This window comes from Micromonospora sp. HB375, assembly GCF_017872985.1.
Taxonomy (GTDB): Bacteria; Actinomycetota; Actinomycetes; order Mycobacteriales; family Micromonosporaceae; genus Micromonospora; species Micromonospora chalcea.
Genome location: NZ_JAGGJO010000001.1, coordinates 6,301,510 through 6,325,652 on the forward strand (window position 1 = coordinate 6,301,510; position 24,143 = coordinate 6,325,652).

The 24,143-nt window shown below is 75.0% G+C and carries 21 protein-coding genes and 1 pseudogene; 9 read left to right on the forward strand and 13 right to left on the reverse strand.

Annotated features, from left to right (window positions below; genetic code table 11):
• Nucleotides 1-28 precede the first annotated feature (28 nt).
• Nucleotides 29-1,396: an MFS transporter gene (locus J3R08_RS28015; RefSeq protein WP_113973468.1), complete on the reverse strand. Its 1,368-nt coding sequence runs from the start codon at nucleotides 1,394-1,396 to the stop codon at nucleotides 29-31.
• A 123-nt stretch (nucleotides 1,397-1,519) separates the two neighbouring features.
• Here J3R08_RS28015 and J3R08_RS28020 point away from each other — a divergent pair, with 123 nt between their 5' ends.
• Together J3R08_RS28020 and J3R08_RS28025 are read left to right on the forward strand one after the other, a co-directional pair.
• Nucleotides 1,520-1,876 (forward strand): hypothetical protein, encoded by a 357-nt coding sequence (locus J3R08_RS28020; RefSeq protein WP_043328193.1) that lies wholly within the window; start codon nucleotides 1,520-1,522, stop codon nucleotides 1,874-1,876.
• Nucleotides 1,876-2,532 carry a nucleotidyl transferase AbiEii/AbiGii toxin family protein gene (locus J3R08_RS28025; RefSeq protein ID WP_245254825.1) on the forward strand — a complete coding sequence of 219 codons (657 nt, stop codon included), beginning with the start codon at nucleotides 1,876-1,878 and terminating at the stop codon, nucleotides 2,530-2,532. Before J3R08_RS28020 ends, J3R08_RS28025 begins: the two co-directional genes overlap by 1 nt.
• A gap of 58 nt (nucleotides 2,533-2,590) precedes the next feature.
• Here J3R08_RS28025 and J3R08_RS28030 read toward each other — a convergent pair whose 3' ends face one another.
• Complete coding sequence (locus J3R08_RS28030) at nucleotides 2,591-2,902, reverse strand: MGMT family protein (RefSeq protein WP_043328189.1); 312 nt, start codon at nucleotides 2,900-2,902, stop codon at nucleotides 2,591-2,593.
• 13 nt (nucleotides 2,903-2,915) lie between these two features.
• On the opposite strand from J3R08_RS28030, the gene proB reads away from it, so the two are divergent.
• Entirely contained in the window at nucleotides 2,916-4,073 is a 1,158-nt protein-coding gene (gene proB, locus J3R08_RS28035) for a glutamate 5-kinase (RefSeq protein WP_051611346.1), read from the forward strand.
• 74 nt (nucleotides 4,074-4,147) lie between these two features.
• Nucleotides 4,148-5,389: a glutamate-5-semialdehyde dehydrogenase gene (locus J3R08_RS28040; RefSeq protein WP_113973469.1), complete on the forward strand. Its 1,242-nt coding sequence runs from the start codon at nucleotides 4,148-4,150 to the stop codon at nucleotides 5,387-5,389.
• Nucleotides 5,390-6,271: 882 nt separating this feature from the next.
• On the opposite strand, the pseudogene J3R08_RS32780 reads toward J3R08_RS28040, so the two are convergent.
• From J3R08_RS32780 to J3R08_RS32785, 6 genes and pseudogenes are all read right to left on the reverse strand, one after another.
• Nucleotides 6,272-7,141, reverse strand: a pseudogene (locus J3R08_RS32780) (hypothetical protein); the annotation flags it as partial.
• 130 nt (nucleotides 7,142-7,271) lie between these two features.
• On the reverse strand, nucleotides 7,272-8,519 hold the full coding sequence (gene moeZ, locus J3R08_RS28050) for an adenylyltransferase/sulfurtransferase MoeZ (RefSeq protein WP_176722780.1): 1,248 nt from the start codon (nucleotides 8,517-8,519) through the stop codon (nucleotides 7,272-7,274).
• Nucleotides 8,520-8,560: 41 nt separating this feature from the next.
• On the reverse strand, nucleotides 8,561-9,406 hold the full coding sequence (locus tag J3R08_RS28055) for a DUF3152 domain-containing protein (RefSeq protein WP_043328182.1): 846 nt from the start codon (nucleotides 9,404-9,406) through the stop codon (nucleotides 8,561-8,563).
• A 78-nt stretch (nucleotides 9,407-9,484) separates the two neighbouring features.
• Nucleotides 9,485-10,342 (reverse strand): DUF3152 domain-containing protein, encoded by an 858-nt coding sequence (locus tag J3R08_RS28060; protein ID WP_209963339.1) that lies wholly within the window; start codon nucleotides 10,340-10,342, stop codon nucleotides 9,485-9,487.
• A 5-nt stretch (nucleotides 10,343-10,347) separates the two neighbouring features.
• Nucleotides 10,348-11,343: an alpha/beta fold hydrolase gene (locus J3R08_RS28065; RefSeq protein ID WP_209963341.1), complete on the reverse strand. Its 996-nt coding sequence runs from the start codon at nucleotides 11,341-11,343 to the stop codon at nucleotides 10,348-10,350.
• A 39-nt stretch (nucleotides 11,344-11,382) separates the two neighbouring features.
• A complete protein-coding gene (locus J3R08_RS32785) occupies nucleotides 11,383-14,493 on the reverse strand; it encodes a hypothetical protein (protein WP_209963343.1) in 3,111 nt (1,036 codons plus the stop codon).
• A gap of 149 nt (nucleotides 14,494-14,642) precedes the next feature.
• On the opposite strand from J3R08_RS32785, the gene J3R08_RS28075 reads away from it, so the two are divergent.
• Both J3R08_RS28075 and J3R08_RS28080 read left to right on the forward strand, forming a co-directional pair.
• Entirely contained in the window at nucleotides 14,643-15,281 is a 639-nt protein-coding gene (locus tag J3R08_RS28075; protein ID WP_030502929.1) for a TetR/AcrR family transcriptional regulator, read from the forward strand.
• Between the two features lie 65 nt (nucleotides 15,282-15,346).
• Entirely contained in the window at nucleotides 15,347-15,574 is a 228-nt protein-coding gene (locus J3R08_RS28080; protein WP_030502928.1) for a DUF3107 domain-containing protein, read from the forward strand.
• A 45-nt stretch (nucleotides 15,575-15,619) separates the two neighbouring features.
• On the opposite strand, the gene J3R08_RS28085 is transcribed toward J3R08_RS28080, so the two are convergent.
• The gene (locus J3R08_RS28085; RefSeq protein ID WP_043328173.1) at nucleotides 15,620-16,306 is read right to left on the reverse strand and encodes a ferritin-like fold-containing protein; all 687 of its coding nucleotides are present in this window, start codon (nucleotides 16,304-16,306) and stop codon (nucleotides 15,620-15,622) included.
• 285 nt (nucleotides 16,307-16,591) lie between these two features.
• On the opposite strand from J3R08_RS28085, the gene J3R08_RS28090 reads away from it, so the two are divergent.
• Both J3R08_RS28090 and J3R08_RS28095 read left to right on the forward strand, forming a co-directional pair.
• On the forward strand, nucleotides 16,592-18,250 hold the full coding sequence (locus tag J3R08_RS28090; RefSeq protein WP_209963345.1) for a DEAD/DEAH box helicase: 1,659 nt from the start codon (nucleotides 16,592-16,594) through the stop codon (nucleotides 18,248-18,250).
• 179 nt (nucleotides 18,251-18,429) lie between these two features.
• Complete coding sequence (locus J3R08_RS28095) at nucleotides 18,430-19,578, forward strand: SAM-dependent methyltransferase (protein ID WP_209963347.1); 1,149 nt, start codon at nucleotides 18,430-18,432, stop codon at nucleotides 19,576-19,578.
• Nucleotides 19,579-19,586: 8 nt separating this feature from the next.
• Here the strand turns inward: J3R08_RS28095 and J3R08_RS28100 are convergent, their stop codons facing one another.
• Complete coding sequence (locus J3R08_RS28100; protein ID WP_069088024.1) at nucleotides 19,587-20,015, reverse strand: hypothetical protein; 429 nt, start codon at nucleotides 20,013-20,015, stop codon at nucleotides 19,587-19,589.
• Nucleotides 20,016-20,207: 192 nt separating this feature from the next.
• Between J3R08_RS28100 and J3R08_RS28105 the strand changes: the two genes are divergently transcribed.
• Nucleotides 20,208-20,627, forward strand: a complete 420-nt coding sequence (locus tag J3R08_RS28105; protein WP_043328166.1) for a helix-turn-helix domain-containing protein — start codon at nucleotides 20,208-20,210, stop codon at nucleotides 20,625-20,627.
• 8 nt (nucleotides 20,628-20,635) lie between these two features.
• Here J3R08_RS28105 and J3R08_RS28110 read toward each other — a convergent pair whose 3' ends face one another.
• From J3R08_RS28110 to J3R08_RS28120, 3 genes are all read right to left on the reverse strand, one after another.
• The gene (locus tag J3R08_RS28110; RefSeq protein WP_069088023.1) at nucleotides 20,636-21,670 is read right to left on the reverse strand and encodes a hypothetical protein; all 1,035 of its coding nucleotides are present in this window, start codon (nucleotides 21,668-21,670) and stop codon (nucleotides 20,636-20,638) included.
• A complete protein-coding gene (locus J3R08_RS28115; protein WP_043328162.1) occupies nucleotides 21,663-21,893 on the reverse strand; it encodes a heavy-metal-associated domain-containing protein in 231 nt (76 codons plus the stop codon). The genes J3R08_RS28110 and J3R08_RS28115 overlap by 8 nt, the downstream gene beginning before the upstream one ends.
• Before the next feature lie 123 nt (nucleotides 21,894-22,016).
• A complete protein-coding gene (locus J3R08_RS28120) occupies nucleotides 22,017-24,137 on the reverse strand; it encodes a RecQ family ATP-dependent DNA helicase (RefSeq protein WP_209963349.1) in 2,121 nt (706 codons plus the stop codon).
• Between the last annotated feature and the right edge of the window lie 6 nt (nucleotides 24,138-24,143).

Here is a 24,143-nt window from a genome sequence, read left to right on the forward strand (position 1 = left end):
CGGGTGGTTCCTCTCGTGGACGGGGCGCTCACGCGCGCGCGGCCGGCGCGGCGTCATCGGCCTCGGGTGCGGCGGCGGTCAGCTGGGCCGGGGTCAGGGTGTAGCCGCGCAGCAGCACCAGCGGGATCGCCACCAGCAGCGCGGGCAGCACGGTGAAGCCGAGCAGCACACCGAGACGGGCCGTGTCGGACTGGACGGCGGCGGTACCGGTGGACGAGGAGACATAGCCGGACAGCTGGAGCACCAGCCCGTAGATGCCCGGCCCCAGCGCCAGCCCGAACGTCTCCCCGGCGGTCCACAGCCCGGTGAACACCCCGGCCTGCCGCCGCCCGGTGCGCGCCGTGTCGTACGCGATGCAGTCCGGCAGCATGGCCAGCGCGAACACCTGCTGGCCCGCGTACCCGACGCCGATCACCGCGACCACCGCGTAGGCCGCGGCGGCGGGCAGCGCGGGCGCGGCGACCAGGGCCAGCGCGCCCACCGCGAAGATCAGCGACGCGGCGACCAGCGACGCCCGCTTGCCCAGCCGGGCGCCGGCCCGCGACCACAGCGGCATGACCAGCAGCGCGGGTGCCACGAAGCAGGCGAACAGCAGCGTCGGGCCGCTGTCCGGCTCGCGCAGCACCTGGCCGGCGAAGTACTTCACCCCGGCCAGCACGGTGGCCACCCCGGCGGACTGGATCACGAAGCAGATCAGCAGCACCCGGAACGGCCGGTTGCCGGTGGCGACAGCGAGCTGGGCGCGCAGGCTCGGCTCGCTCTCCCCCACCGTGCCGGTCGGCGCGGACCGGGTGCCCAGGAACACGCCGACGGTGCCGGCGACGATCAGCGCGGCGACGAACAGGCCCATCCACCGGTGACCGGGCACGCCGTCGCCGCCCGCGCTCACCACGGCCGGGGCCACCGCGCCGGAGACCAGGATGGCCAGCGCCAGCACCGCGATCCGCCAGGTCATCAGCCGGGTACGCTCCGCCGGGTCGGCGGTCAGCTCGGCCGGCATGGCCACGTACGGCACCTGGAAGAACGCGAACGCGGTGGCTGTCGCCAGGAACGCCAGCGCCACGTACGCGGCGGCGGCCGGACCGTTCGCGAACGGCGCCGCGAAGATCGAGGCGAACAGCACGGCGAGCGCCAGCCCGCCGACCAGCAGGTACGGGCGGCGGGCGCCCCAGCGGGAGCGGGTCCGGTCGGAGATCCGCCCGGCGACCGGGTTGACCAGCACGTCCCACGCCTTCGGCAGGAGCACCAGCAGCGCGGCCAGCCCGGCGGCGACGCCGAGCGTGTCGGTGAGGTACGGCAGCAGGAGCAGCCCGGGCACGGTGCCGAACGCGCCGGTGACCAGGGAACCGAGCGCGTATCCGAGGTGCACCCGGCGGGGCAGGCCCGAAGCTGTCATGGAGCCGAATGCTACTCACGTTATGGCTCGCGTCACATCCCCTCCCGGACGCTGCTTGTTCGATGCCGCCAGGCGCTCGCGAGTCGCAACAAGCCGCAGGTCGGCACCGTTACCCTGTAGGGCATGGACCCGGCCCGATCCGTTCGCAGCTCGCGGGCACCGTACGAGGCCCGCCCCGGCCGCCGTGCGGTCGTGGTCCCCGCCCTGAGCGAATTGCAGGGCCCGGTCACCGGCATCGTCGAGTTGCCCCACCGGCTGTTCTGGCAACCCGACCGGCACGTCGACCTCGACGTTCCGGGGCTGCTCGCCTGGATGTACGAGACGGTGCTCACCGAAGCCGTTCATCCCGACGAGCTGCGCACCTGGCTGCACGGACCCACCCTCGTCCGGCTGTGGCCCGAGCTTTACGTGCCCCGCGGTGTCCGCCGCGCCTGGGAAGAGAGCCACCCGGTGCTGCGCGCCCGGGACGTCGCCGCCTGATGTCACCCGCGCCGGACCCGTTCCAGCACGAGGTCGCCCGTATCGCGCTCGCCGTGGCCGGCCGACACGGCTTCGCCCTCGCCGGCGGCCAGGCCCTCATCGCCCACGGCATCGGCGCCCGTCCCACCGAGGACGTGGACCTGTTCACCGATCTCGACGGCGGGGTCACCGCAGCCGCCGAGCTGGTGCACGCCACCCTGCTCGATGCCGGGTTCCAGGTCGAGACCATCGCCGAGCCCACCGAGCTGGACGATGCCTTCTACGGCTTCGAACACGACATGACCGAGTTCGAGGTTCGCCGCGACGACCGGACCGTACGACTGCAACTCGTGCGCTTCGCGCGCAGCGCCAGCCCGATCGTGCTCGACGTCGGGCCGGTGCTGCACCTGGACGACGTGATCGGCACCAAAGTCGCCGCCATGGTGACCCGTGCTCAACCCCGCGACTACATCGACGTAGCCGCCGCGCTCCGCCGGTACAGCAGGAACGACCTGGTGGACCTCGCACGGCGTGCCGACCCGGCGCTCACCGACGAAGAGTTCCAGGACGCGCTGCAGCGCCTCGACCGCCTCCCCGACACCGTCTTCGCGCTCTACCGCCTCACCCCGGCTGAGATCCACGACCTCCGGCACGCGTTCTCCGAGTGGCCGCGATGACTCGGCCCCGTTGAGCGGAGTCGCGATCGATCGACCGGCCGCCTCCGACGCGGTCGGGTCACCCCTCGTCCGGCGACCAGGACGCCGCCGCCAGGTCCACCCGGTCGCCGCGCAGCGGGCACCCCTCGGCGAGCAGCCGTTCCCGGGCCTTGCGCTCGTGACCCGGCGGCAGCCGGCCGGCCGAGTTCACCACCCGGTGCCACGGCACGCCGCCCCCGTGACGCGCCATGATCGAGCCGACCAGCCGCGGCGACGCCCGCCCGGAGCGGTCGGCGAGCGCGTCGGCCACCGCCCCGTACGACATCACGCGGCCCGGCGGGATCCGCTCGACAAGTGCCAGCACCGCCTCGACGTACTCGTCAGGTGTCACGAGCTGCCACGATATGGGAACGCGCCGCGGCGTCACAGACCGCAGCGCGCAGAATGGTCGGGTGCGCGAAGCAGTCACCTCGGCCCGCCGGATCGTCGTCAAGATCGGTTCGTCCTCGCTGACCACCGCGACCGGCGGCCTGGACGACGCCCGGGTCGACGCGCTCGTCGACACGCTCGGCGGGCTGGCCGCCGCCGGACGCGAGGTGGTGCTGGTCTCCTCCGGCGCGATCGCCGCCGGCCTCGCCCCGCTGCGCCTGCCCCGGCGCCCGCGCGACCTGGCCACCCAGCAGGCCGCCGCCAGCGTCGGGCAGGGCCTGCTGATCGGACGGTACGCTGCCGCGTTCGCCCGGCACGGCCGCACCGTCGGGCAGGTGCTGCTCACCGTGGACGACGTGACCCGGCGCGCGCACTACCGCAACGCGTACCGGACGCTGCGGAAACTGCTCGACCTGCGGGCCGTGCCGATCGTCAACGAGAACGACACGGTGGCCACCGAGGAGATCCGGTTCGGCGACAACGACCGCCTCGCCGCGCTCGTCGCCGCGCTCGTCGACGCCGACCTGCTGGTGCTGCTCTCCGACGTCGACGCGCTCTGGACCGGCAACCCGGCCCGCCCGGGCAGCACCCGCATCACCGAGGTGCACGGCGAGGGTGACCTCGCGGGCGTGGACATCGGCGGGGCCGGCCGGGCCGGGGTGGGCACCGGGGGCATGGTGACGAAGGTCGAGGCGGCCCGCATCGCGACCGGCTTCGGCATCCCGGTGGTGCTGACCGCCGCGCCGCTGGCCGCGCCGGCGCTGGCCGGGGAGCCCGTCGGCACGTACTTCCACCCGAGCAGCCGCCGTCCCGCCGCGCGCCTCTTCTGGCTGGCGCACGCCACCGCGCCCCGGGGCCGCCTGCACCTCGACCCGGGCGCGGTGCAGGCGGTGGTGGGCCGCCGCAAGTCGCTGCTGCCCGCCGGCATCACCGCCGTCGACGGCGCGTTCACCGCCGGGGACCCGGTCGACCTGGTCGACACCGCCGGCGCGCCGGTGGCCCGCGGGCTGGTCAACTACGACGCGGTGGAACTGCCCGGCCTGCTCGGCCGTTCCACCTCCGAACTCGCCGCGGCGCTCGGCCCGGCGTACGAACGTGAGGTCGTCCACCGCGACGACCTCGTCCTGCTGTAAGCAAGGGCCCCTTATTAACAGACGTCTGTTAATAAGGGGCCCCTCCTTAAAACACCTCCGAAGGAGTACGCACGATGAGCGTCGTCGAGCAGGCCCGGCGAGCCCGGGACGCGGCGGAAGCCCTGGCCACGGCCACCCGTACCGTCAAGGACGCCGCGCTGCACGCGATGGCCGACGCGCTCGTGGCGCGTACCCCCGAGGTGTTGGCGGCGAACGCCGCGGACCTGGCGGCCGGGCGCGAGGCCGGGCTGTCCGCGGCCGTGCTGGACCGGCTCGCGCTCGACGAGGGCCGGGTGGCGGCGATCGCCGACGCGCTGCGCCAGATGGCCGCGCTGCCCGATCCGGTCGGTGAGGTGGTACGCGGCTCGACGCTGCCGAACGGCCTGGAGCTGCGCCAGATCCGGGTGCCGTTCGGGGTCGTCGGCATCGTCTACGAGGGCCGGCCGAACGTGACAGTCGACGCGGCCGGGATCTGCCTGAAGTCCGGCAACGCGGCGCTGCTGCGCGGCTCCTCGTCGGCCGCGCACTCGAACGCGGCGCTGGTCGCGGTGCTGCGCGACGCGGTCGCCGGCGCCGGACTGCCGGCCGACGCGGTGCAGCTGCTCGACTCCAGCACCCGTGACTCGGTCAAGGAACTGATGCGCGCCCGCGGCCTGGTCGACGTGCTGATCCCGCGCGGCGGCGCGTCGCTGATCCGCGCCGTGGTCGAGGAGTCGACGGTGCCGGTGATCGAGACCGGCGTGGGCAACTGCCACGTGTACGTCGATGCCGCCGCCGACCTCGACAAGGCGCTGGCGGTCACGTTGAACGCCAAGACCCAGCGCCTGTCCACCTGCAACACCGCCGAGTCGCTGCTGGTGCACCGCGACGTCGCCGACGCGTTCCTGCCGGCCGTGCTCGCCGCGTTCGCCGAGGCCGGGGTGACCGTGCACGGCACGCCCGAGGTGGCCGCCCACTCCGACGCCGTGGTGCCGGCCACCGAGGAGGACTTCGGCACCGAGTACCTCTCCGCCGACATCTCCGTCGCCGTGGTCGACTCGCTCGACGCGGCGGTCGCGCACATCCGCCGGTACGGCACCGGTCACACCGAGGCGATCGTCACCGACTCGCAGCGGGCGGCCCGGGAGTTCGTGGCCCGGGTGGACTCGGCCGCGGTCATGGTCAACGCGTCCACCCGGTTCACCGACGGCGGCGAGTTCGGATTCGGCGCGGAGATCGGCATCTCGACGCAGAAGCTGCACGCGCGCGGCCCGATGGGCCTGCCGGAGCTGACCAGCACCAAGTACGTGGTGACCGGCGACGGTCACCTGCGCTGACCCACCTTGCCCGTTGTGGCGCGCCGGCGCCACCCCCGCACTTTGATGCCGCCACTTCCCCGAACTGGTGTTGATCATCAGCTGGCCGGGCTAGGCGATCTGGAGTGGATCTCCGTCGGCCGGTGCGGCGGGGTCGACCGGCGGAACTGTGCCGGGCTGCGGCGGTGCGGCGATCACCTGGGCGGTGGGCTCCGATGGCGGCGTGACCAGCGGAGGCAAACCCGGGGACACCGGGGCGGCCGGTGGCACCGCAACCGCCGGAGGCAGAGCGGGCGGCACCGGGCCGGGCAGCAGCTCCGACACCAGCTGCGCGGCAGGCCCGGCGCTCTCGTCGGGAAGCAGATCGGGCGTGACGATCCAGGCGGACCACGGCCCCGGCCCGCTGTCCGCACCGGCCGACACCTCAGCACCGGCCGACGGATCAGGCCCTGCTCCCGATCCGGGCGTCGCATCCGGCCCGGTGTCCGGACGGAACCAGGTATCCGGCCCGAGACCCCGGGCCGGAAACAGCTCCGGCGCGCCGTCCGACAGCGCGGGCGCGATCCCGGCCGACGGGTCGGTGCCGAAACTGGACGACAGGTCGGAGCCGAAGCCCGCCGAAGGGTCGGAAACGGGACCCGCCGATGCGACCGATGCCTCGGCCGGGCCGGTCAACGGGCGAGCCGGGCCGGTCAACGGGCGAGCCGGGGCGGGCAGCGGAGACACGGGCGCAGGCGACGCGGGCGTGGAGGCGGGCGGCCCAGAGTCGGGCGCGGGCGGCGGAGACGTCGATGCGGGGAGCCGGCGCGGGCGCGGGGCCGGCACCGCGGGCGGCGGGGGCAGCTCGGCGGGGCGCGGCGCCACGAACGGCGCGCCGGCTACCGGGGCCTCGGGCGTGTTCGGACGGCACGCCCGGATCGCCCGCAGCGTGGTGTGCACGTCGAACTGGTGGCCGTCGTCGCTGTCCCAGCCGCCGTCGCTGCGCTGGGTCTCGGCGAGCCGCCTGCGCGCGGACACCAGCAGCCACTGCTCCTCGCCGACGTCGACCCGGCGCAGCGTGGCGGCGAGCCAGGCCACGTCGGCCGGGGACATCCGGGGGATCCGGTCGGCCAGCACCGCCTGGATGCGCGCCGACTCGTAGTACATCTGCTGGCGGTGCAGCACCGCCGCGGCGAGCCAGCCGGCGGGCAGGAAGGACGGCCAGCTTCCGTCCGGGGCGAGCTGGGCGGCGAGCGCCTGGGCCGCCGCCTGCACCACACCGGCGTACGCGCCGCCGACCCGGTGGTCCAGCGGCCCGGCGGCCCGGGCGTCCAGCCCGGCCACCGTGAGCCAGAATCCGGCGTTGGCGGTCTGGTAGAGCCGGGCCTCCGGATCGCCGGGGGTGGCCCATTCGGGGGCGAGCCCGGCCAGCGACGGATCCTCGTCCCAGCCGCCGTCTGGTAGTTGCCGGGCGGCCAGCCAGTCCAGCGCGTGCCGGGCCGCCGGGCGGCCGAGCGCGCCGAGGTCGTCCAGCTCGGCCAGGCGGAAGCAGGTCGCGTCGATCGAGGCGACTTCGCCGTCGAGTACGGCGGGCCAGCCGCCGCCCGGCGCCGGCCCGGACTCGGCGGCGTCGAGCACGTCGGACGGCACCGGAGCGCCGGTGCGCAGCCGGGAGAGACGGGCGCGGTCCACCGCGTCTCCGTGAGCGACGACGAATCCGATCGCCGCGTCCAAGTCCACCACGGCCCTGACGGTACTGGCGCGGCCGGGGTTACGCCTCGGTAGCTCGGTCAGGGCCGGTACCGCCCACCGGTCGCCGAACGCATCCACCTGCGGGTCGGGCGACCAGGCGTTTGTCCACGCCACGGGGTACGGAAAGCACGACGGGCCCGCCCGGGGAACCGGGCGGGCCCATCGACGTGACTCAGTACGACGGCAGGGACGGGTCGATCTGCTTGACCCAGGACAGCACACCGCCCTGGACGTGCACGGCGTCGTTGAAGCCGGCCGCCTTCAGCGCGGCGAGCGCCTCGGCCGAGCGGACGCCGGACTTGCAGTGCAGCACGATCTGCCGGTCCTGCGGGAACTTCGCCAGCGCCTCGCCGGAGAGGATCTCGCCCTTGGGGATGAGCGTCGAGCCGGGGATGCGGACGATCTCGTACTCGGCGGGCTCGCGCACGTCGACCAGGAAGATGTCCTTGCCGGAGTCCTGCCAGTCCTTCAGCTCCAGCGCGGTGATGGTCGAGTCGACCACCGCCTCCTGCGCCTCGTCGGAGACCGCGCCGCAGAAGTCCTCGTAGTCCTCCATCAGGTCGGTGAGGGTCGGGTTCTCACCGCAGAGCACGCAGTTGGGATCCTTGCGGACCTTGATCTTGCGGTAGCTCATCTCCAGGGCGTCGTAGACCATCAGCCGGCCGACGAGCGGCTCACCGATGCCGGCGAGCAGCTTGATCGCCTCGTTGACCTGGATCGACCCGATGGACGCGCAGAGCACGCCGAGCACGCCACCCTCGGCGCAGGAGGGGACCATGCCGGGCGGCGGGGGCTCCGGGTAGAGGCAGCGGTAGCAGGGCCCGTGCTCGGCCCAGAACACCGACGCCTGGCCGTCGAAGCGGTAGATCGAACCCCAGACGTACGGCTTGCCGAGCAGCACCGCGGCGTCGTTGACCATGTACCGGGTGGCGAAGTTGTCGGTGCCGTCCACGATCAGGTCGTACCGGGAGAAGATGTCCCGGACGTTCTCCCGGTCCAGCGCGGTGTTGTGGATCTCCACGTTGACCAGCGGGTTGATCTCGCGGATCGACGCGGCGGCGGACTCGGCCTTGGAGCGGCCCACGTCGGAGACGCCGTGGATGACCTGGCGCTGCAGGTTCGACTCGTCGACGGTGTCGAAGTCGATGATGCCGAGCGTGCCGACACCGGCCGCGGCCAGGTAGAGCAGGGCCGGCGAGCCGAGGCCGCCGGCGCCGACACAGAGCACCCGGGCGTTCTTCAGCCGCTTCTGCCCCTCGACCCCGACGTCCGGGATGATCAGGTGGCGCGAGTATCGGCGGATCTCGTCTACGGTCAGCTCGGCGGCGGGTTCGACGAGCGGGGGCAACGACACGGTGGACTCCCCGGGATCGGCGGTGTGACCGCGCCATTGTCGCTCGCCCGGACGGGGATCGGCCATGATGAGGGACACTCGGCCCGAACTGCGGGACCGGGAATAACTCAGACCCCGTCGGTGGGCTCGCCGGAGTATCGGGCCCCGTCGACGTACGGCCAGGCGTTCGGCAGGCAGCCGTCCAGCCCGTACGTCTGCTGCTGCATCACCGGGGCGGGCGCGCCGGGCGCGGGGCACGCCTGGTGCAGCTCGCCGAACTCGTGTCCGACCTCGTGGTTGATCACGTAGGTCCGGTAGACGTCCAGCGGGGCGCCGTAGTCGGGCACCGCCGTCATCCAGCGGGCCAGGTTGAGCACGACCCGGCCGGGCAGCCGGCAGGAGGTGTACCGGTCGGTGCGCAGTCCGCCCTCGGCGCACATCCGCTCCGAGGTGACGGGGGTGGCGAGGTAGACGGTGAAGTCGGCGGCGGCAGCCTCGGGCACCCGCTGCACCCGCAGTTCTCCCGACGCGATCCAGCTGCGCGGGTCACCGAGCACCGCGTCCACGGTGGCGGCGAAACCGTCGGCGTCCTGCCCCGTACCGTGCTCGACCTCGACCCGGTAGCGGCGCAGCGGCCCGGCGTGTCCGCGTACCGGGGATCGGCCCTGGGCCACGGCGAACGTGCCGGGGCCGGCGGTGGGGTAGCCGGTCGGCGGCGCGGCCGGGACGTCGGCCTCGGCGGCCCCGCGGGCGAGCGACGGCTCGGCCGCGAGCGACGTCCCGCCGGGCCCGGGGGCGTTCAGCCGGGTGACGCCGACCGCTCCGCTGCCGGCGGCCAGCAGCATCGCCAGCAGCAGCACCGAGCGGCGGCGACGACGGCGCATGCGGCGCACCGTGGGACGCTCGGCCGGGTGACGGGGCGGCGGTCGGCGGCGCGGCTCGGCAGGCATGTCGTAAGGGGACGACGAGGTCATGACACCAGCGTGCCATGCAATTCGGGCATTTAGCTGCTTTTGCCGCCTATGCCGCGAATGTTCTTCACGAACCGGCGGTCACAGGCTCGGCCCGGCATACCGCTTCCCGCCCACGTAGGGCCACGGGTTCGGGCGGCAGCCGTTGAGGAAGAGCGTCTGCTGCTGCATCACCGGCGCGGCCCGCCCCGCCCGCGGACACCCCTCGTGCCGGTGCCCGAGCTGGTGGCCCACCTCGTGATTGATCACGTAGAGCCGGTAGTCGTCGAGCGTCATCCCGGCGGCGACCAGGTGCGGCGCGGAGGTCCGCCACCGGTCCAGGTTGATCACCACCTTGCCCGGAACCCGGCAGGACGTGTACGGCACGCCGCCCACGCGGATGTCGATCCCGCCCGCGCCGCACAACCGCCGCGCCGTCTCCCGGGTGGCCAGGTAGATCGTGAAGTCGTACCCGCTGCCCGGCCCGACCCGCTGCAACCGCAGCCGGCCCCCGTCCACCCAGCTGCCCGGGCCGGCCAGCGCCCGCTGCACCGCCTCGCCGAAGTCGCGGACCTGCTCGCCCGAGCCGTTCTCGACCGCCACCCGGTACCGCTGCAGCGGCCCGGATCGGCCCAGCACCCCGCCGGGCCGGTCGTCGTAGCCGAAGCTGCCCCGCCCCTTCGCCGGCCCCGGGTCGGACAGCGTCAGCACCGGCGGCGGCGAGGAGCTGGGCGTCACCACCGGCGACGGGGACACGCTCGGCGGCGTCCGCGTCGGCGCCGGAGGCTGGGCCACGAACCCGTCGGTGACCCGCGTCCCCGCCCCCGCCGACGGAAGTTGCAGCGCCGCGCCGACGCCGACCGCGGCGACGGCGAGGAAGGCGCACACCACGAGGGCGGAGCGCCAGGGACGAGCGGAGGCCCGGGACCGGGCGGTGCGGGGAGGGCGTGAGCTGGGCATCCGGCTCAGCCTGCCATGTCGCGCCCCGTTCCGCTCTCCCCCGCACCGGCGTCCGGCGACGACGGCTCGCCGAGCAGCCCCAGCACCGCCCGCGCCACCGTCCGCGGGACCTCCAACTGCGCCACGTGCCCGACGCCGTCGAGCATCAGCAGCCGGCTGTCCTGGATCACGCGGGCCGCCTGCGGCGCCACCCGGACGTCGACCAGGCGGTCCTGCCTTCCGCCCACCACCAGCGTGGGCGCCCGCACCGCCGCCGCCTGCCGCCACAGCGCGCCCTCCCCCGGCAGGTACGAGCGCAGGAAACTGCCGACCAGTCCCCGGAAGGTACGCACGTACGCGGCGGCGTGGTGCGCTGCCTCGTACCGGACCCGGATCTCGTCGATCGCCTCCTGCCGGCGCTGCTCGCTGATCCGGGTCAGATCCGCGACGCACGCCTCCATCACCTGCTGCGCCGCCACCTCGGGCGTGAACTGGGCCAGCCGCCAGGCGGCCAGCCGCTCACCACGGGGGATCGCCAGCAGCGGAAGCATCCGCCCCTGCAACGAACGCCGGAAGTCCAGGAACGGCAGGGCCGGCGAGATCAGGGTGAGCGTGCGGACCAGGTCCGGCCGCAGCGCCGCCACCCGGACCGAGATCGCGCCGCCGAGCGAGTTGCCGAACAGGTGCACCGGCCCCCGGTCGGTGTGCTCGATCCAGCGGATCACCCGGTCGGCGAAGGCCGGGATGGTGTAGCGCGGTCCGGGCTCGCTGCGCCCGAAGCCGGGCAGGTCGATCGCCTGGCCGTCGAGCCGGCCGGCGAGCAGGCCGGCCAGGTCGGTCCAGTTCTGCGCGGACCCGCCGAGTCCGTGCACGTACAGCGCCGGTTCCGCGCCGGGCCCGGTCGCCGGGGTCTCCCGGACGTGCACGAGCGTGCCGTCGAGCCGGACGTGCCGGCCGGGCCAGGGCGGCGGGACCTCGTGCGCGGGGAGGCTGTGCTCCGGCCAAAGTGCGGCGCGTTTCATGTCTCCAGTCTTCCCCGCGCGCGCCGTACCGCACACCGTTCAGGCGAGCAGCGCCTCCAGCCGCCGGTTCACCGCCGCCAGCGTGGCCCGCACGACCGCCTGCCGGGGATCCCCGGCGACCAGGGCCGACCCGGCCAGTTGCTCCACCCAGCCGTCGCAGACCAGCAGCACGACAACGGTCGCCACCTCGCAGTTGCCGAACGGCACCACCGCGGCGTGCTCCACGAAGCAACGGCCGTGCTCACCGGCCGGGACGCCCCGGCCGAGCAACTCGTCCACCGCCGCGGCCGCCGCCACCGCGCACAGCCGCAGCACGTACCCGTCGACGGCCGGCCCGGTCGCGTGGCCCTCGGCGGTCCGGTCGCCCGCGATCAGGCGGACCTCAGTGGTGGCGTCCAGACCGAACGTGCTCACCAGGACGTGCTCGATGACCACCCGGGGCCCGGGCGCGCCGCCGGTGTCGAGCGGTCGCGACGGCGCGGTCTCCGTCGTGGTCATCTGCCCACCGGAGTACGAGGTGCCGAGCGTCACCGGGCTGCCGGTGGACATGCCGGTCGGCGCGGCGGCCAGCGACGTCTCGTCGACAGCGGCCCGGCCCCGGTGGGTGGCCTGCCGGCGGCGGCGCGGCGGCTCGTCGCCCTCGGCCGGGGCGTCGGCCGGACGCGCCGCGCGGTCCGTGCCGCCGAACCGTCCCTCACCGGAGCGGTTCGCGGCCGGGCGCACCACACCGGTACGCGTCGGCGTCTCGTCCCCGGCCGGTCCGGGCTCGTCACCGTTGCGGGGCGCGGGCACCGCCGTCCGCGTCTCGTCCGGCAGGGCGCGGGCGTGAATCGGCCCGGGTGAACGGCCCTCGCCCGCCCGTGCCTCACCGGCCCGGTCCAGCCGGGCCGATCGGCGGCGCAGTGGGGCCGGCGGCGGCACGACCGGCGCGCCGGGCAGGTTCTGCGGCGCCGCCGCCAGGCCCATCCGCTCCTGGAGCAGCCGGGCCACCAGGCGGCTGACCTCTGCCGGGTCCGCGCCGTCGGCCAGGTCGAGCCGGAGGCTGTGCGCGCCGGCCGGGGTACGGCGCAGCGCCGCGTCCCGTACGCCGGCCACCTCGCGGACCGCGTCCAGGATCGCGTTGACGTCGAAGCCCTCCGGGCGCTCACGCAGCGGCGCGGGTTCGTCGTCCCGGCGCAGGTGGGTGGCGATGCGGGCGAGTTCGGGGGTCTCGGCGGACGGTTCCACTGCGGGCGGCTCCGGCACGACTGGCACGTCCGGCTCGGCGGGGACGCGCTGCGGCAGCACCACTGGGGCCGGTTCCTCCGGTCGGGGCTCGGTGGCCGCGTCGGCGGCCGGCACGGGTTCCGGCGCGGACCGGCGGGCGGCGTAGGGGGGCGCGCTCGCCGGCTGGGGCGCGGAGGTGCGGTCGGTGTGCGCCGCACCGCTCGTGGCGGGGACACCGGAGATCGGCCGCGCCGGCACACCGGAGATCGGCCCGGCCGGGACGCCGGACGTCGGCCGGGCCGGCACGCCCGAGATCGGCTGTGCCGGGAGGCCGGAGGCCGGCTGCGCCGGGACTCCGGAGATCGGCCGGGCAGGGGCGGCCGGCGGCTGCCGGGGATCGTCGGCGGTCTCACCGGTGGCCCGGGTCGCGGGGTTGGCGACGGGCGCGGCGGCAGGCGGCGGCCCGGCGGGCGCGGAGGGGTAGCCGGGGAACGTCGGCGTGTACCCGCCGGCCGGGGCGGGTGGGGCGCTCGCCGGCTCGGGACCGGTGGCCGGGTTCACCGGCGGGACCGGCACCGGCGGCCCGGCCCACGAGGGTCGCTCGTACCCGTGCGGCGGCTCGCCGTCGCCCCGGGCCAGCCGGAACGGCCGGGTCGCCTCACGCGCCGGCTCCGGACCGGCGCCCGGCTCGGACTCGTACTGGCGCGGCGGTTCCGGCTCGTACGGCCGGGTCGGTTCCGGTCCGGCGGCCGGCTCGGCGCGCAGCGGCTCGTACGGCCGTACCGGCTCGGGCCGGGGCGGCTCGTAGCCGGACGGCGGCTCGACGCGGGCCGGCATGTACGGCCGCACCGGCTCGGGCGCCCACTCGGCCGCGCGCTCATCGCGGGCCGGCCGGTCGTCCCAGCCCGCCCGGTCGTCCCAGCCCGCGCGGTCGTCATGGCCGGCACGGTCGTCGTGGGCCGCGCGGTCGTCGTGGCTGACACAGTCGTCGTGGCTGGCACGGTCGTCATGGGCCGAGCGGTCGTCGCGGGCGGCGCGGCGGCCGGCGGTGTCGTCCTCCCGCTCGCGCCGGTCGGCGGGCTCCGCGGCGCGGCGCGCCGCCGGCTCGTCGGTGCGGGCCCACGGCGGGGCCCAGCCGTCGCCCCAGCTCGGGCGGTTCCAGGACGGTCCGGACCAGTCGGGTTCACCGGCGCCCGGGTCGTCCGCGGCGGGCTCCCGGGAGTCGGCGGCGGCCCGGGGCCCGGCGGCGCCCGCCGGTCCGTCCGGCGGGCGGACGTCGCCCACGGGCTGCGCGGAACGGCCGGCCGGGTCGGCGGACGGCTCGCCGGGCGCCCGGTCGGCCCAGCCACGGGAGAGCGACGGGGTGGACTCGGTGTTCGGCGCGTGGAAGCCCGGTGGCACCTCGAAGCCGGAGGCGGCGGCGCCGACCGGCGGCACCTGCAGGGCCGGGGGCGCGGAGGCGGGGCCGCTCTCGGCCCAGCGGGGCGCGGCGGCCGGGTCGTCGGCGGCGTGCCGGGAGCCGGCGGCGTCGGCCGGGTTCACCTGCTGCTCGGCCGGGGGCGCCGGTCGCGGGGCCGGTACGGCCAGCCGCTCGCCGTCGCTCTGCCGGGGCGGTTCGTCCGCCGGCGGGGCACTGACCGGCGCCTGGCGGGTCACGCGCGACTCCTCCCCGGCGTGGTGCACGCCGTTGACGTGGCGGCCGTTCACCGGTCCCGGCTCCGGTCGGCCGGGTAGCGGAGCCGGCAGGTCACCGTGCCGGGGCGAGGAGGCGGCCCAGCCGCCGAGATCGCCGTAGGGCCAGCCGCCGGGCGCCGGAGCACCACGGGACCAGCCGTTCGGCGGGGGCGCCCAACCGCCGCCGGTACGGGCTGGTTCGTCCTGCCGGCCCGTCCCGTCGCCGTGCTCTCCCGGGGTGGCGGCTCCGGGTTGCCCTGTTTCACTCACCGCGCGCTCCTTGGTCGCCCCCGCTGAGGCTACCGTGTGGTGACAGTGGCGATAAGTTACAGCGGCGGGCCAATTCCGCGACGGGTTCACGAACCCGCACCGGTTCGGGTGATACGTGCCGGCTCGTACGCAGATACTCGGAGGTTCCCATGACCGCAGTGGGGAACGGTGCACAGACCGCCGGTCGGCCCACCCGCCTGCCCCGCTCGGCACGCCGTAAGCAGCTGCTCGCCGCTGCTCAGGAGGTGTTCGTCGCGCAGGGCTACCACGCCGCCGCGATGGACGACATCGCCGAGCGGGCCGGGGTCTCCAAGCCGGTGCTCTACCAACACTTCCCCGGGAAGATGGAGCTCTACCTGGCGCTGCTGGACACGCACTGTGACGCGATAGTGGCAAACGTGCAGGGCGCCATGAGCAGCACCAGCGACAACAAGGAACGGGTCAGCGCCGCGGTCCGCGCGTACTTCGACTTCGTCGACCACGAGAGCGAGGCGTTCCGGCTGGTCTTCGAGTCCGACCTGCGCAACGACCCGGCGGTGCGGCAGCGGGTGGAGCGGGTCGAGCAGGGCTGCATCGCGGCCATCACCGACACGATCATCTCGGACACCGGCGTCAGCCGGTCGCATGCCGAGCTGCTCGCATCGGGCCTGGTCGGCGCCGCCGAGACGGCCGCCCAGTTCTGGCTCGCCGGCGGCCGTCAGGTGCCCAAGGCGGAGGCCGAGGCGCTGGTCGCGGCCCTGTCCTGGCGGGGCATCGCCAGCTTCCCGCTGCAAGGTGAGTCAGCCTGAACATCGGGCCGCCGGATCGGATAGCCTTCCCACGGTGGCTTTTTCGCCCCAGTTGAGGAGGCACAGTGGAGGTCAAGATCGGCGTGCAGTACGCGCCGCGGGAGCTGGTCCTGGAAAGCGCGCAGTCGCCGGCCGAGATCGAGCAGATCGTGACCGACGCCTTCGCCAGGAGCGAGGGCACGCTCTCCCTGACCGACGAGAAGGGCCGGCGCGTGATCGTGCCGGTCGGCAAGGTCGCCTACGTCGAGATCGCCGAGGCGTCGCCTCGCGCGGTCGGGTTCACCGTTCGCTGATTCCCGCGGCGCCGGCCGCCGTGGCGGGCCTCCCGCCACGGCGGCTCAGTTGTTCAGCCCGACCGCCGTCATCCGCGCGGTGTGCGCCTCGGTCAGCCGGCGCAGCAGCCCCGGCACGTCCCCGCCGGTCCGGCCGATCAACGCGCTGAGCGCGCCCCGGTCGGCGGCGGCGACCCGGCCGGCCTGGGACAGCGCCTCCCCGAGCAGCCGCCGGGCCCACATGGAGAGCCGGCCCGCGGCCCGGGGATCGGCCTCGATCGCGGCCCGGATCTCGGCCGCGGCGAACTCGGCGTACCGGGAGTCGTGCAGCACGTCGAGCAGCAGCGTCCGCTCCGGCCCGTCCAGGCCGTCGGCGATCCCGCGCAGGAAGTCGTCGGTGATCGCGTCGCCCACGTACGCCTTCGTCACCGCCTCCGCCCAGTCCCGCGGCTCGGTCGAGTCGTGGTACGCCCGCAGCGCCTCGACGTAGGGGACCATCGCCTCCTCCGGGGTGACGCCCCACGCGGCGAGGCGGTCGGTCAGCCAGCGATAGTGGGCGATCTCCGCGGCGGCCATCTCGCTGAGCGCGGCGCGGCGGCCCAGGTCGGGCGCGAGGCGGGCGTCGGCGGCGAGGCGGTCGAAGGCGAGCAGTTCGCCGTACGCGACGAGCCCGAACAGGTCGATCGCGGCGGGATCGGGGGCGGTGGGACCGGCGGCGGCAGAGCCGGTCGCGGCGGGGTCGGGGGCGGCCACGAGCGCAGGCTACCGGCGCCAACGCTGTGACTCAAGTCACAGTGAGCCGCCCCGCGCGCACGGCCACCACCTGGGAATCGGGACGACTCAGGGGCCGTTCAGGTAGGATGAGACAGTTGCCGTGGGCACCGATTCGGTCAGCTTCGCTGATCAAGACCGGTCCCCGACGCGCGTGCGGCCCGGTCCGGCTCGGCGATTCGCCCCCGACCGCGTGGCCCGCGCCACACACCGAACGCGCCCTGAGGACATGAGGGGCGCACCACGAGAGGGCACCCCCACATCCACATGAGCGACCAGATTTCCGGCCAGCCACTGGCCCCCACCGCTCCGGTCCCGCCGGAGGCACCCACGTTCGCCGCGCTCGGCGCGCGGCAGGAAACCGTCGAGGCGCTGGCCGCCGCCGGCATCACCCGCGCCTTCGCCATCCAGGAGTACGCGCTGCCGATCGCGCTGCGCGGCGTCGACCTGATCGGGCAGGCCCCGACCGGCACCGGCAAGACGCTCGGCTTCGGCATCCCGCTGCTGGAGCGCGTGTTCGCCCCGTCCGAGGGCAGCGACGGCGTCCCGCAGGCGCTCGTCGTCGTACCCACCCGTGAGCTGGGCATCCAGGTCGCCAAGGACCTCGACGCCGCCGGTCGCACCCGGGGCGTCCGGGTGCTGCCGATCTACGGCGGCGTGGCGTACGAGCCGCAGATCGAGGCGCTGCGCAAGGGCGTCGAGATCCTGGTCGGCACCCCCGGCCGCCTGCTGGACCTGCAGAAGCAGAAGCACCTGCGGCTCGACCGGGTCCGCGCGCTCGTCCTCGACGAGGCCGACCGCATGCTCGACCTGGGCTTCCTGGACGACGTCGAGAAGATCCTGGCGATGCTGCCGGAGGACCGGCAGACCATGCTGTTCTCGGCCACCATGCCGGACCCGATCGTCGCGCTGTCGCGGCGGTTCCTGCGCCGGCCGGTGACGATCCACGCCGGGCACACCGCCGAGACCGGCCCGTCCCCGCAGACCACGCAGCTCGCGTACCGCACGCACTCGCTGAACAAGGTCGAGATCGTGGCGCGCATCCTCCAGGCGGAGGGCCGTGGCCTGACCATGATCTTCACCCGTACGAAGCGGGCCGCCGACCGGGTCGCCGAGGATCTCGACTTCCGTGGTTTCGCCGTGGCCGCCGTGCACGGCGATCTCGGCCAGGGCGCGCGGGAGCGGGCGCTGCGGGCGTTCCGCGCCGGCAAGATCGACACGCTGGTCGCGACCGACGTGGCGGCCCGGGGCATCGACGTCACCGGCGTCACGCACGTGATCAACTACGACTGCCCCGAGGACCAGGACACCTACACCCACCGCATCGGCCGTACCGGCCGGGCCGGGGCCACGGGTGTCGCGGTGACGTTCGTCGACTGGGACGACATGCCCCGCTGGCGGATCATCGACAAGACGCTCGGGCTGGACATGCCCGAGCCGCCGGAGACGTACCACACCTCCGCGCACCTCTACACCGACCTGGCCATCCCCACCGACGTCAGCGGCACGCTGCCGACCGCCGAGCGCACCCGCGCCGGGCTGTCCGCCGAGGTCGAGGAGGACCTGGGTGGCGGCGGCCGGGCACGCCGGGGCGCGCGTCGGGGTGACAGCCGGGGCCGCGAGCGCGGCGACCGTGACCGTGGTGACCGCGGTCGGGGCCGTACCAGCGACGGCGGGGACGCGCCCGCCGGGCAGGCCGAGGCCGGGGACGGCGAGGCGACCCGTACGCCGCGTCGGCGGCGGCGTCGCCGGGCCGGCGAGACGGTGGCCGGCGAGCCGACCGCGGTGATCAGCACCGAGGGCTCGACCGAGGCCCCCGCCGCACCGCAGGCCGCGGAGGGTGAGACGGCGAGCAAGCCGCGTCGCCGTCGTCGCCGCCGCAGCGGCAGCACCGGCGCGCCCGCCGAAGCCAGCAACGCCGACTGACGAACACCAACGGAAACGGCCTCCCGGACCCCGGTCCCGGAGGCCGTCCCCGTCCCACGACCGCCGGACCCACGCGGTGATCATGAAGTTGACGGCGCGACACGCCGTGCTCACGTACGGCCAACCTCATGATCGACCAGGTCGGCGGGGTGGGTGGAGAACTGGAGAGGTAGGTAGGGATGCCGGAAGCGCTGGAATCGGCGCTCGCCGAGGTACGGGCGCTGCTGCTCGCGCCGGGGCTGACCCGGGCGGTGGCCGCCGGGCGGCGTCGTGGGCAGCGTCCCTCGGTGGTACGCGCGGAACTGCGCCCGGTCGCGCTCAAGAGCGGCCCCCGGTTGCAGATCGCCACTTCCGACGGGTCACGGCCGCACACCCGCAACGTGGCGCCGGGCGCCGAGGCCGACGCCGCGGTGGACGAACTGCTCGCCGAGCCGTTCGGCAACTGGCACGTCGAGACCGCCGACGCCACGATCCAGCTCCGGGTGACGAAGTCCGGTGAGGCGCAGGTGCACCGCGCGGCGGCCAGCCGTACCGCCGGCGAGCCGGAGCGGCACGACCGGGCCAAGGAGTGGCTGCTCGACCCGGGTGATCCCCTCTTCAAGGAGATCGGCGGCTCGGCGGCCAAACGCCGGCAGGTCGACGCGTTCCTGCGCGCGCTGGCCGCGACGCTGCCCGACGACCTCACCGGCCCGCTGCGGGTGGTGGACCTGGGCTGCGGCAACGCGTACCTGACCTTCGCCGCCTACCGCTACCTGCTGCGGCGCGGCCTGGACGTGACACTCGTCGGCGTGGACGTACGCGAGGACCAGCGCCGCCGCAACACCGAGCTGGCCGAGCGGCTGGGCTGGGCCGACCGGGTCAGCTTCGTGGCCGGCACCATCGCCGAGGCGCCCGTCGAACCGGCGCCGGACCTGGTGCTCGCGCTGCACGCCTGCGACACCGCCACCGACGAGGCGCTGGCCCGGGCGGTGCGCTGGGACGCCCGCTGGGTGCTCGCCGCGCCCTGCTGCCACCACGACCTGGCCGCCCAGCTCCGGGCGCGCCCGGCGCCGGGGCCGTACGAGCTGCTGACCCGGCAGGGCATCCTCCGGGAGCGGTTCGCCGACGTGCTGACCGACGCGCTGCGGGCCGGTCTGCTGCGCCTGCACGGGTACCGCGCCGAGGTGGTGGAGTTCGTCGACTCCCAGCACACGCCGCGCAACCTGCTCATCCGGGCACGCCGGACGGCCGGAGCGCCGACCGACGGGCAGCGCGCCGAGTATCGCGAGCTGGTCGGCCAGTGGGGCGTGACGCCCCGGCTGGAGACGCTGCTGGCGGAGCGGGCCTGAGGGGCGCGCTACCGCCCCCGGTCGCCCCGGTTGCGATCGCCCCGGTCCAGCACAGACACGCGCTCACCACGGTTGGCGGGCCGCTCGCCGTCCTCGGCCGCGGTCGGGAACGGCACCACCTTCCCGCCGAGCTGCTCGGCGTTGCCGGCGGCGGCGAAGGCGTTCCACGAGATGTCCACGAGCATCCGCTTCAGCTCGGCATGCCGGAGGGCGGCGTTGCGCTGCAACGCCATCCGCGCTCCCAACACGACCGAGGCCAGCGTGGTGCAGATCGCGCCGGTCGCGGCGATCAGGTGTACGCCGGTCGCCTCGCCACCGCGTACCGCCAGCACCAGCAGCCAGATCCAGAAGCCGAGAGCGAACAACGCGGCCTTGGCCACGAAGAAGAGGCTCACCGCGCCGGGGCGATGCGGTACGGGACGGTCCGGCTCGGCCATGCTTCTCCTCCATCGATTCTCAGGGTTCACTCAGCCTATTACCCGAAGCGCATTACCCGAAGCAAGCTTCCGCATTCACCGAGTCCCGCCGACGAGATCTCCGGACCGATCAGTCAGTTACTTCTGCGCCCCGGCGTACTAGGCTCGATCGGCAGAGCCGGGCCACCGGCGGGAGGGGCAGATCCGACAGGGATGGGTTCGGCAGACGTTTCGCCGCAGATGGCCTTCGCGCGCTTCGTACGCCGGGCCATCGACGACGCGCGCGAGGAACGCGGCTGGACGGTCACCGATCTGGCCACCCACACCGGAGTCGGCCGCTCGACGGTGTTCCGCTGGCTGGCCGGCGACTGGCAGGACTACCCCGAACTCGCCAAGGTGCGCGGCTTCTGCGCCGCTCTCGACCTGCCCGTGGCGGCCGCGTTCCGCGCGCTGGGCCTGCCCGACGCCGGTCCGGTGCCGCGCCGCCGAGGTGCCGAGGAGGGTCCGGTGGAGGCCGACGTGCGGGTGATCCTGGACCGGCTGGCCGACCCGAGCGTGCCCGCCGAGGAGAAGCACCACATCCGCGATCTGCTCCGCTACCTGGCCCGCCGCCCGGTCCGCCGCGCCGGCTGACCGAGGGCTCAGGCCACTGTCAGCGTGAACTCGGCGGTCCGCACCACGCCGCCGACCTGGAAGTCCAGGAACATCCGGTAGTTGCCCGGCCCCGGCGCGGTCAGCCAGAACGTCACCTCGTCGCCGTCGCGCACCGGCTCCGGGTGTACGTGCAGGTAACCGAGGTCGCCCTCGCGCAGCGCGACCAGGTGCCCGAACGCGCCGAGGTACGGCTGAAGCGGCGCTGCCGCGCCGTCCGCGCCGGTGATCCGGAACCGCAGCGGCACCGAGCGTCCCACCTCCGGGGTGCCCGTGTACGCGGCGGTGAACCCGTCGACGGTGGCCGACGTCGCGGCGGCGGGCAACGGCCGGGGCCGGTACGCGCCGGGCGCGGCCAGGTCGGCGCCGAGCACCACGGCGACCTGTCCACCGTCGTCGGCGACGGCGGTGAAGTCCGCGTACATCCGCCAGGAGCCCGCCTCGATCGGCCCGAGCGGCACCGACCAGGTGCCGTCGGCGGCCATCGTGGGGTGCAGGTGCAGGTAACCGCTCAGGTCACGGCGCACCACGATCACATGCATCGGCTTGTCGTGCACCACGGCGAACCGGGTGACCGCGCGGCGCTTGTCGTCGCGGATCTGGAAGCGCAGCTCACCGGCGCGGCCGGCGGTCAGCTCGGCGTTCGACGGGACCAGCGTGTAACCGGCCGAGGTGATCGACAGCCCGGCCGCGCCGTCGCCGCCGCCCTGGGTGACGGTGGCGCCGTCGTGGGAGTGCGCGCCGGTGCCGGGCGCGTGGGCGTGCATGCCGCCGTCGCCCGTGGTGGCCCCGCTCGCCGTGGCTGCGGGCCGCGCCGGGTCGGCGGGCGCGTTCATCCGGCCGAGCCCGAACCCGAGCAGCACCGCGAGCACGAGCCCGCCCACCACCAGGGCCAACCGCAGCGTCTCCCGATCCACCGCGACCGGGCCGCCCGCGGCCACCCCGGCGCGGGGCGGTGTCGCGCCGGCCACGGCGTCGTCGGGGACGACGCCGGTGCCGGACGTGCCGGACGACGACTCAGGCACCGCCGCCGACCAGCTCGTAACCCGCCTCGTCCACGGCGGCACGGACCGACTCGACCGCCAGCGGGGCGTCACTGGTGACGGTGGCGGTGCCACCGGCCAGATCGATCCGGACCTCCTCGACGCCGGGCAGCGCGGACAGCTCCTCGGTCACCGCCCGGACGCAGTGTTCGCAGGTCATCCCGGTCACGGCATACGTCTGGACGACGGGTAGCTGCTCGGTCATGACCCCACGGTACCGCCGGTCACCTGCGGCTCCGCCGACGGTCCGCCGACGGTGGCGACGCTCGCATTCCGGCCGCGCCGGGAACTTTTCGACGGCCGGGACCTGTCACGCGGACGCGACGGGTCAGGCGGCCACCGCGAGCGCCAGCGGCAGCACGTCCGGCGCGCCGGCCCGGCGCAGCAGCCGCGCCACCATGGCCATGGTCCAGCCCGAGTCGACCAGGTCGTCCACCAGCAGCACCGGCCCGTCCAGCCCCGGCAGCGCGTCGGCCAGCTCGTCCGGCAGGCGGAAGGCGTCGTGCAGCGTGCGTACCCGCTGGGCGCTGTTGCCGCGCGGCCCGCCGGCGGCGGTCGGACCGGCCGGGACGACGTGGCCGAGCAGCGGCAGCCGGCCCACGGCGGCGATCCGCTCGGCCAGCGAGCCCACCAGCAGCGGTCGCGTCCGCGAGCCGACCGCCACCACGCCCACCGGCCGCCGGGGCCACGGGTCGTCGCCGTGCGCCCACGCCTTCAGCACCTCGACCACGGCCGCCACCACGTCGTCGGGCACCGGGCCGTCGGGCGCCTCCGGCCCGACCAGCCCGCGCAGCCGCCCGCCCCACCCCAGGTCGGAGAGGCGTCCCACGGCCCGGCCGGGCAGCGCCTGCTCCGCCGGGGCGATGCGGCCCTTCAGGGGTACGCCGACCGCGTCCAACCCGGTCGGCCAGAGCTTCTTCGGCGGGATCGGCACGCCGGGGCGCCCGAGGAACGTCTGCGCGGCGGTCAGCGCCTCGTCGGAGACGGCTGCCTCGAACAGCGGGCCGGCGCAGTTGTCGCACCGCCCGCAGTCGGCCGCCCCGGTGTCGTCCAGCCCTTCCCGCAGGTAGCGCATGCGGCAGCCGGACGTCGACGCGTACTCCCGCATGGCCCGCTGCTCGGCGGCGCGCGCGTCGGCGACGCGCCGCAACCGGGCCTCGTCGTAGACCCACGGCTCGCCGGTGGCGAGCCAGCCGCCGCGCACCCGGCGGACCGCGCCGTCCACGTCGAGCACCTTGAGCATCAGCTCCAGCCGGGCCCGGCGCAGGTCGACCACCGGTTCGAGGGCCTGGGTGGAGATCGGCCGCTCGGTGTCCAGCGCGGCGAGCACGGCGCGGACCTGTTCCTCGGGCGGGAAGGCGAGCGAGGCGAAGTACCGCCAGATGGCCGCGTCCTCCACGCCGGGCAGGAGCAGCACCTCGGCGTGCTCGACGGCCCGGCCCGCGCGGCCGACCTGCTGGTAGTAGGCGATCGGCGACGGCGGCGCGCCCAGGTGCACCACGAAGCCGAGGTCGGGCTTGTCGAAGCCCATGCCGAGCGCGCTGGTGGCGACCAGCGCCTTGATCTTGTTGTCCAGCAGGTCCTGTTCGGCGGCCCGCCGGTCGGCGTCCTCGGCCTGCCCGGTGTAGGAGGCGACCGACCAGCCCCGGCCACGCAGGAAGTCGGCCGTCTCGGTGGCCGCCGCGACAGTGAGCGTGTAAATGATCCCCGAGCCGGGGAGCCGGTCCAGGTGGTCGGCCAGCCAGGCCAGGCGGTGGGCCGGGCTCGGCAGATCGAGTACGCCCAGGCGCAGCGACTCCCGGTCGAGCGTGCCCCGCAGCACCAGCGCGTCACCGAGTTGCTCGGCCACGTCCTGCGTGACCCGGGCGTTGGCGGTGGCGGTGGTGGCCAGCACCGGCGTGCGCTCGGGCAGGTTGGCCAGGAACGTGCGCAGCCGCCGGTAGTCGGGGCGGAAGTCGTGCCCCCAGTCGGAGACGCAGTGCGCCTCGTCCACCACCAGCAGCCCGGTGGTGGCGGCGAGCTTCGGCAGTACGCCGTCGCGGAAATCCGGGTTGTTCAGCCGCTCCGGGCTGATCAACAGCACGTCGACCGCCCCGGCGTGGATCTCGGCGGTGATCTCGTCCCACTCGTCCAGGTTCGCCGAGTTGATGGTGCGGGCCCGGATGCCGGCGCGGGCCGCCGACTCGACCTGGTTGCGCATCAGCGCCAGCAGCGGCGAGACGATCACCGTCGGCCCGTGCCGGTTGCCCTCGCGCAGCAGCGCGGTCGCCACGAAGTAGACGGCCGACTTGCCCCAGCCGGTGCGCTGCACGCAGAGCACCCGCCGCCGGTCGACCACCAGGGCCTCGATGGCCCGCCACTGGTCCTCGCGCAGCCGGGCGTGGTCACCCGCCAGCCGCCGCAGCACCGCTTCGGCGCGTTCCCGTACGGCCGTCCGATCCTGGCTCATCCGGCA

Bases quoted from the DNA above. Each gene is read 5' to 3' on its own strand.
- J3R08_RS28015 (WP_113973468.1), bottom strand. From the start codon at position 1,396: ATGACAGCTTCGGGCCTGCCCCGCCGGGTGCACCTCGGATACGCGCTC.
- J3R08_RS28020 (WP_043328193.1), top strand. From the start codon at position 1,520: ATGGACCCGGCCCGATCCGTTCGCAGCTCGCGGGCACCGTACGAGGCC.
- J3R08_RS28025 (WP_245254825.1), top strand. From the start codon at position 1,876: ATGTCACCCGCGCCGGACCCGTTCCAGCACGAGGTCGCCCGTATCGCG.
- proB (WP_051611346.1), top strand. From the start codon at position 2,916: ATGGGAACGCGCCGCGGCGTCACAGACCGCAGCGCGCAGAATGGTCGG.
- J3R08_RS28040 (WP_113973469.1), top strand. From the start codon at position 4,148: ATGAGCGTCGTCGAGCAGGCCCGGCGAGCCCGGGACGCGGCGGAAGCC.
- moeZ (WP_176722780.1), bottom strand. From the start codon at position 8,519: ATGGCCGATCCCCGTCCGGGCGAGCGACAATGGCGCGGTCACACCGCC.
- J3R08_RS28055 (WP_043328182.1), bottom strand. From the start codon at position 9,406: ATGACCTCGTCGTCCCCTTACGACATGCCTGCCGAGCCGCGCCGCCGA.
- J3R08_RS28060 (WP_209963339.1), bottom strand. From the start codon at position 10,342: ATGCCCAGCTCACGCCCTCCCCGCACCGCCCGGTCCCGGGCCTCCGCT.
- J3R08_RS28065 (WP_209963341.1), bottom strand. From the start codon at position 11,343: ATGAAACGCGCCGCACTTTGGCCGGAGCACAGCCTCCCCGCGCACGAG.
- J3R08_RS28075 (WP_030502929.1), top strand. From the start codon at position 14,643: ATGACCGCAGTGGGGAACGGTGCACAGACCGCCGGTCGGCCCACCCGC.
- J3R08_RS28090 (WP_209963345.1), top strand. From the start codon at position 16,592: ATGAGCGACCAGATTTCCGGCCAGCCACTGGCCCCCACCGCTCCGGTC.
- J3R08_RS28095 (WP_209963347.1), top strand. From the start codon at position 18,430: ATGCCGGAAGCGCTGGAATCGGCGCTCGCCGAGGTACGGGCGCTGCTG.
- J3R08_RS28100 (WP_069088024.1), bottom strand. From the start codon at position 20,015: ATGGCCGAGCCGGACCGTCCCGTACCGCATCGCCCCGGCGCGGTGAGC.
- J3R08_RS28105 (WP_043328166.1), top strand. From the start codon at position 20,208: ATGGGTTCGGCAGACGTTTCGCCGCAGATGGCCTTCGCGCGCTTCGTA.
- J3R08_RS28115 (WP_043328162.1), bottom strand. From the start codon at position 21,893: ATGACCGAGCAGCTACCCGTCGTCCAGACGTATGCCGTGACCGGGATG.
- J3R08_RS28120 (WP_209963349.1), bottom strand. From the start codon at position 24,137: ATGAGCCAGGATCGGACGGCCGTACGGGAACGCGCCGAAGCGGTGCTG.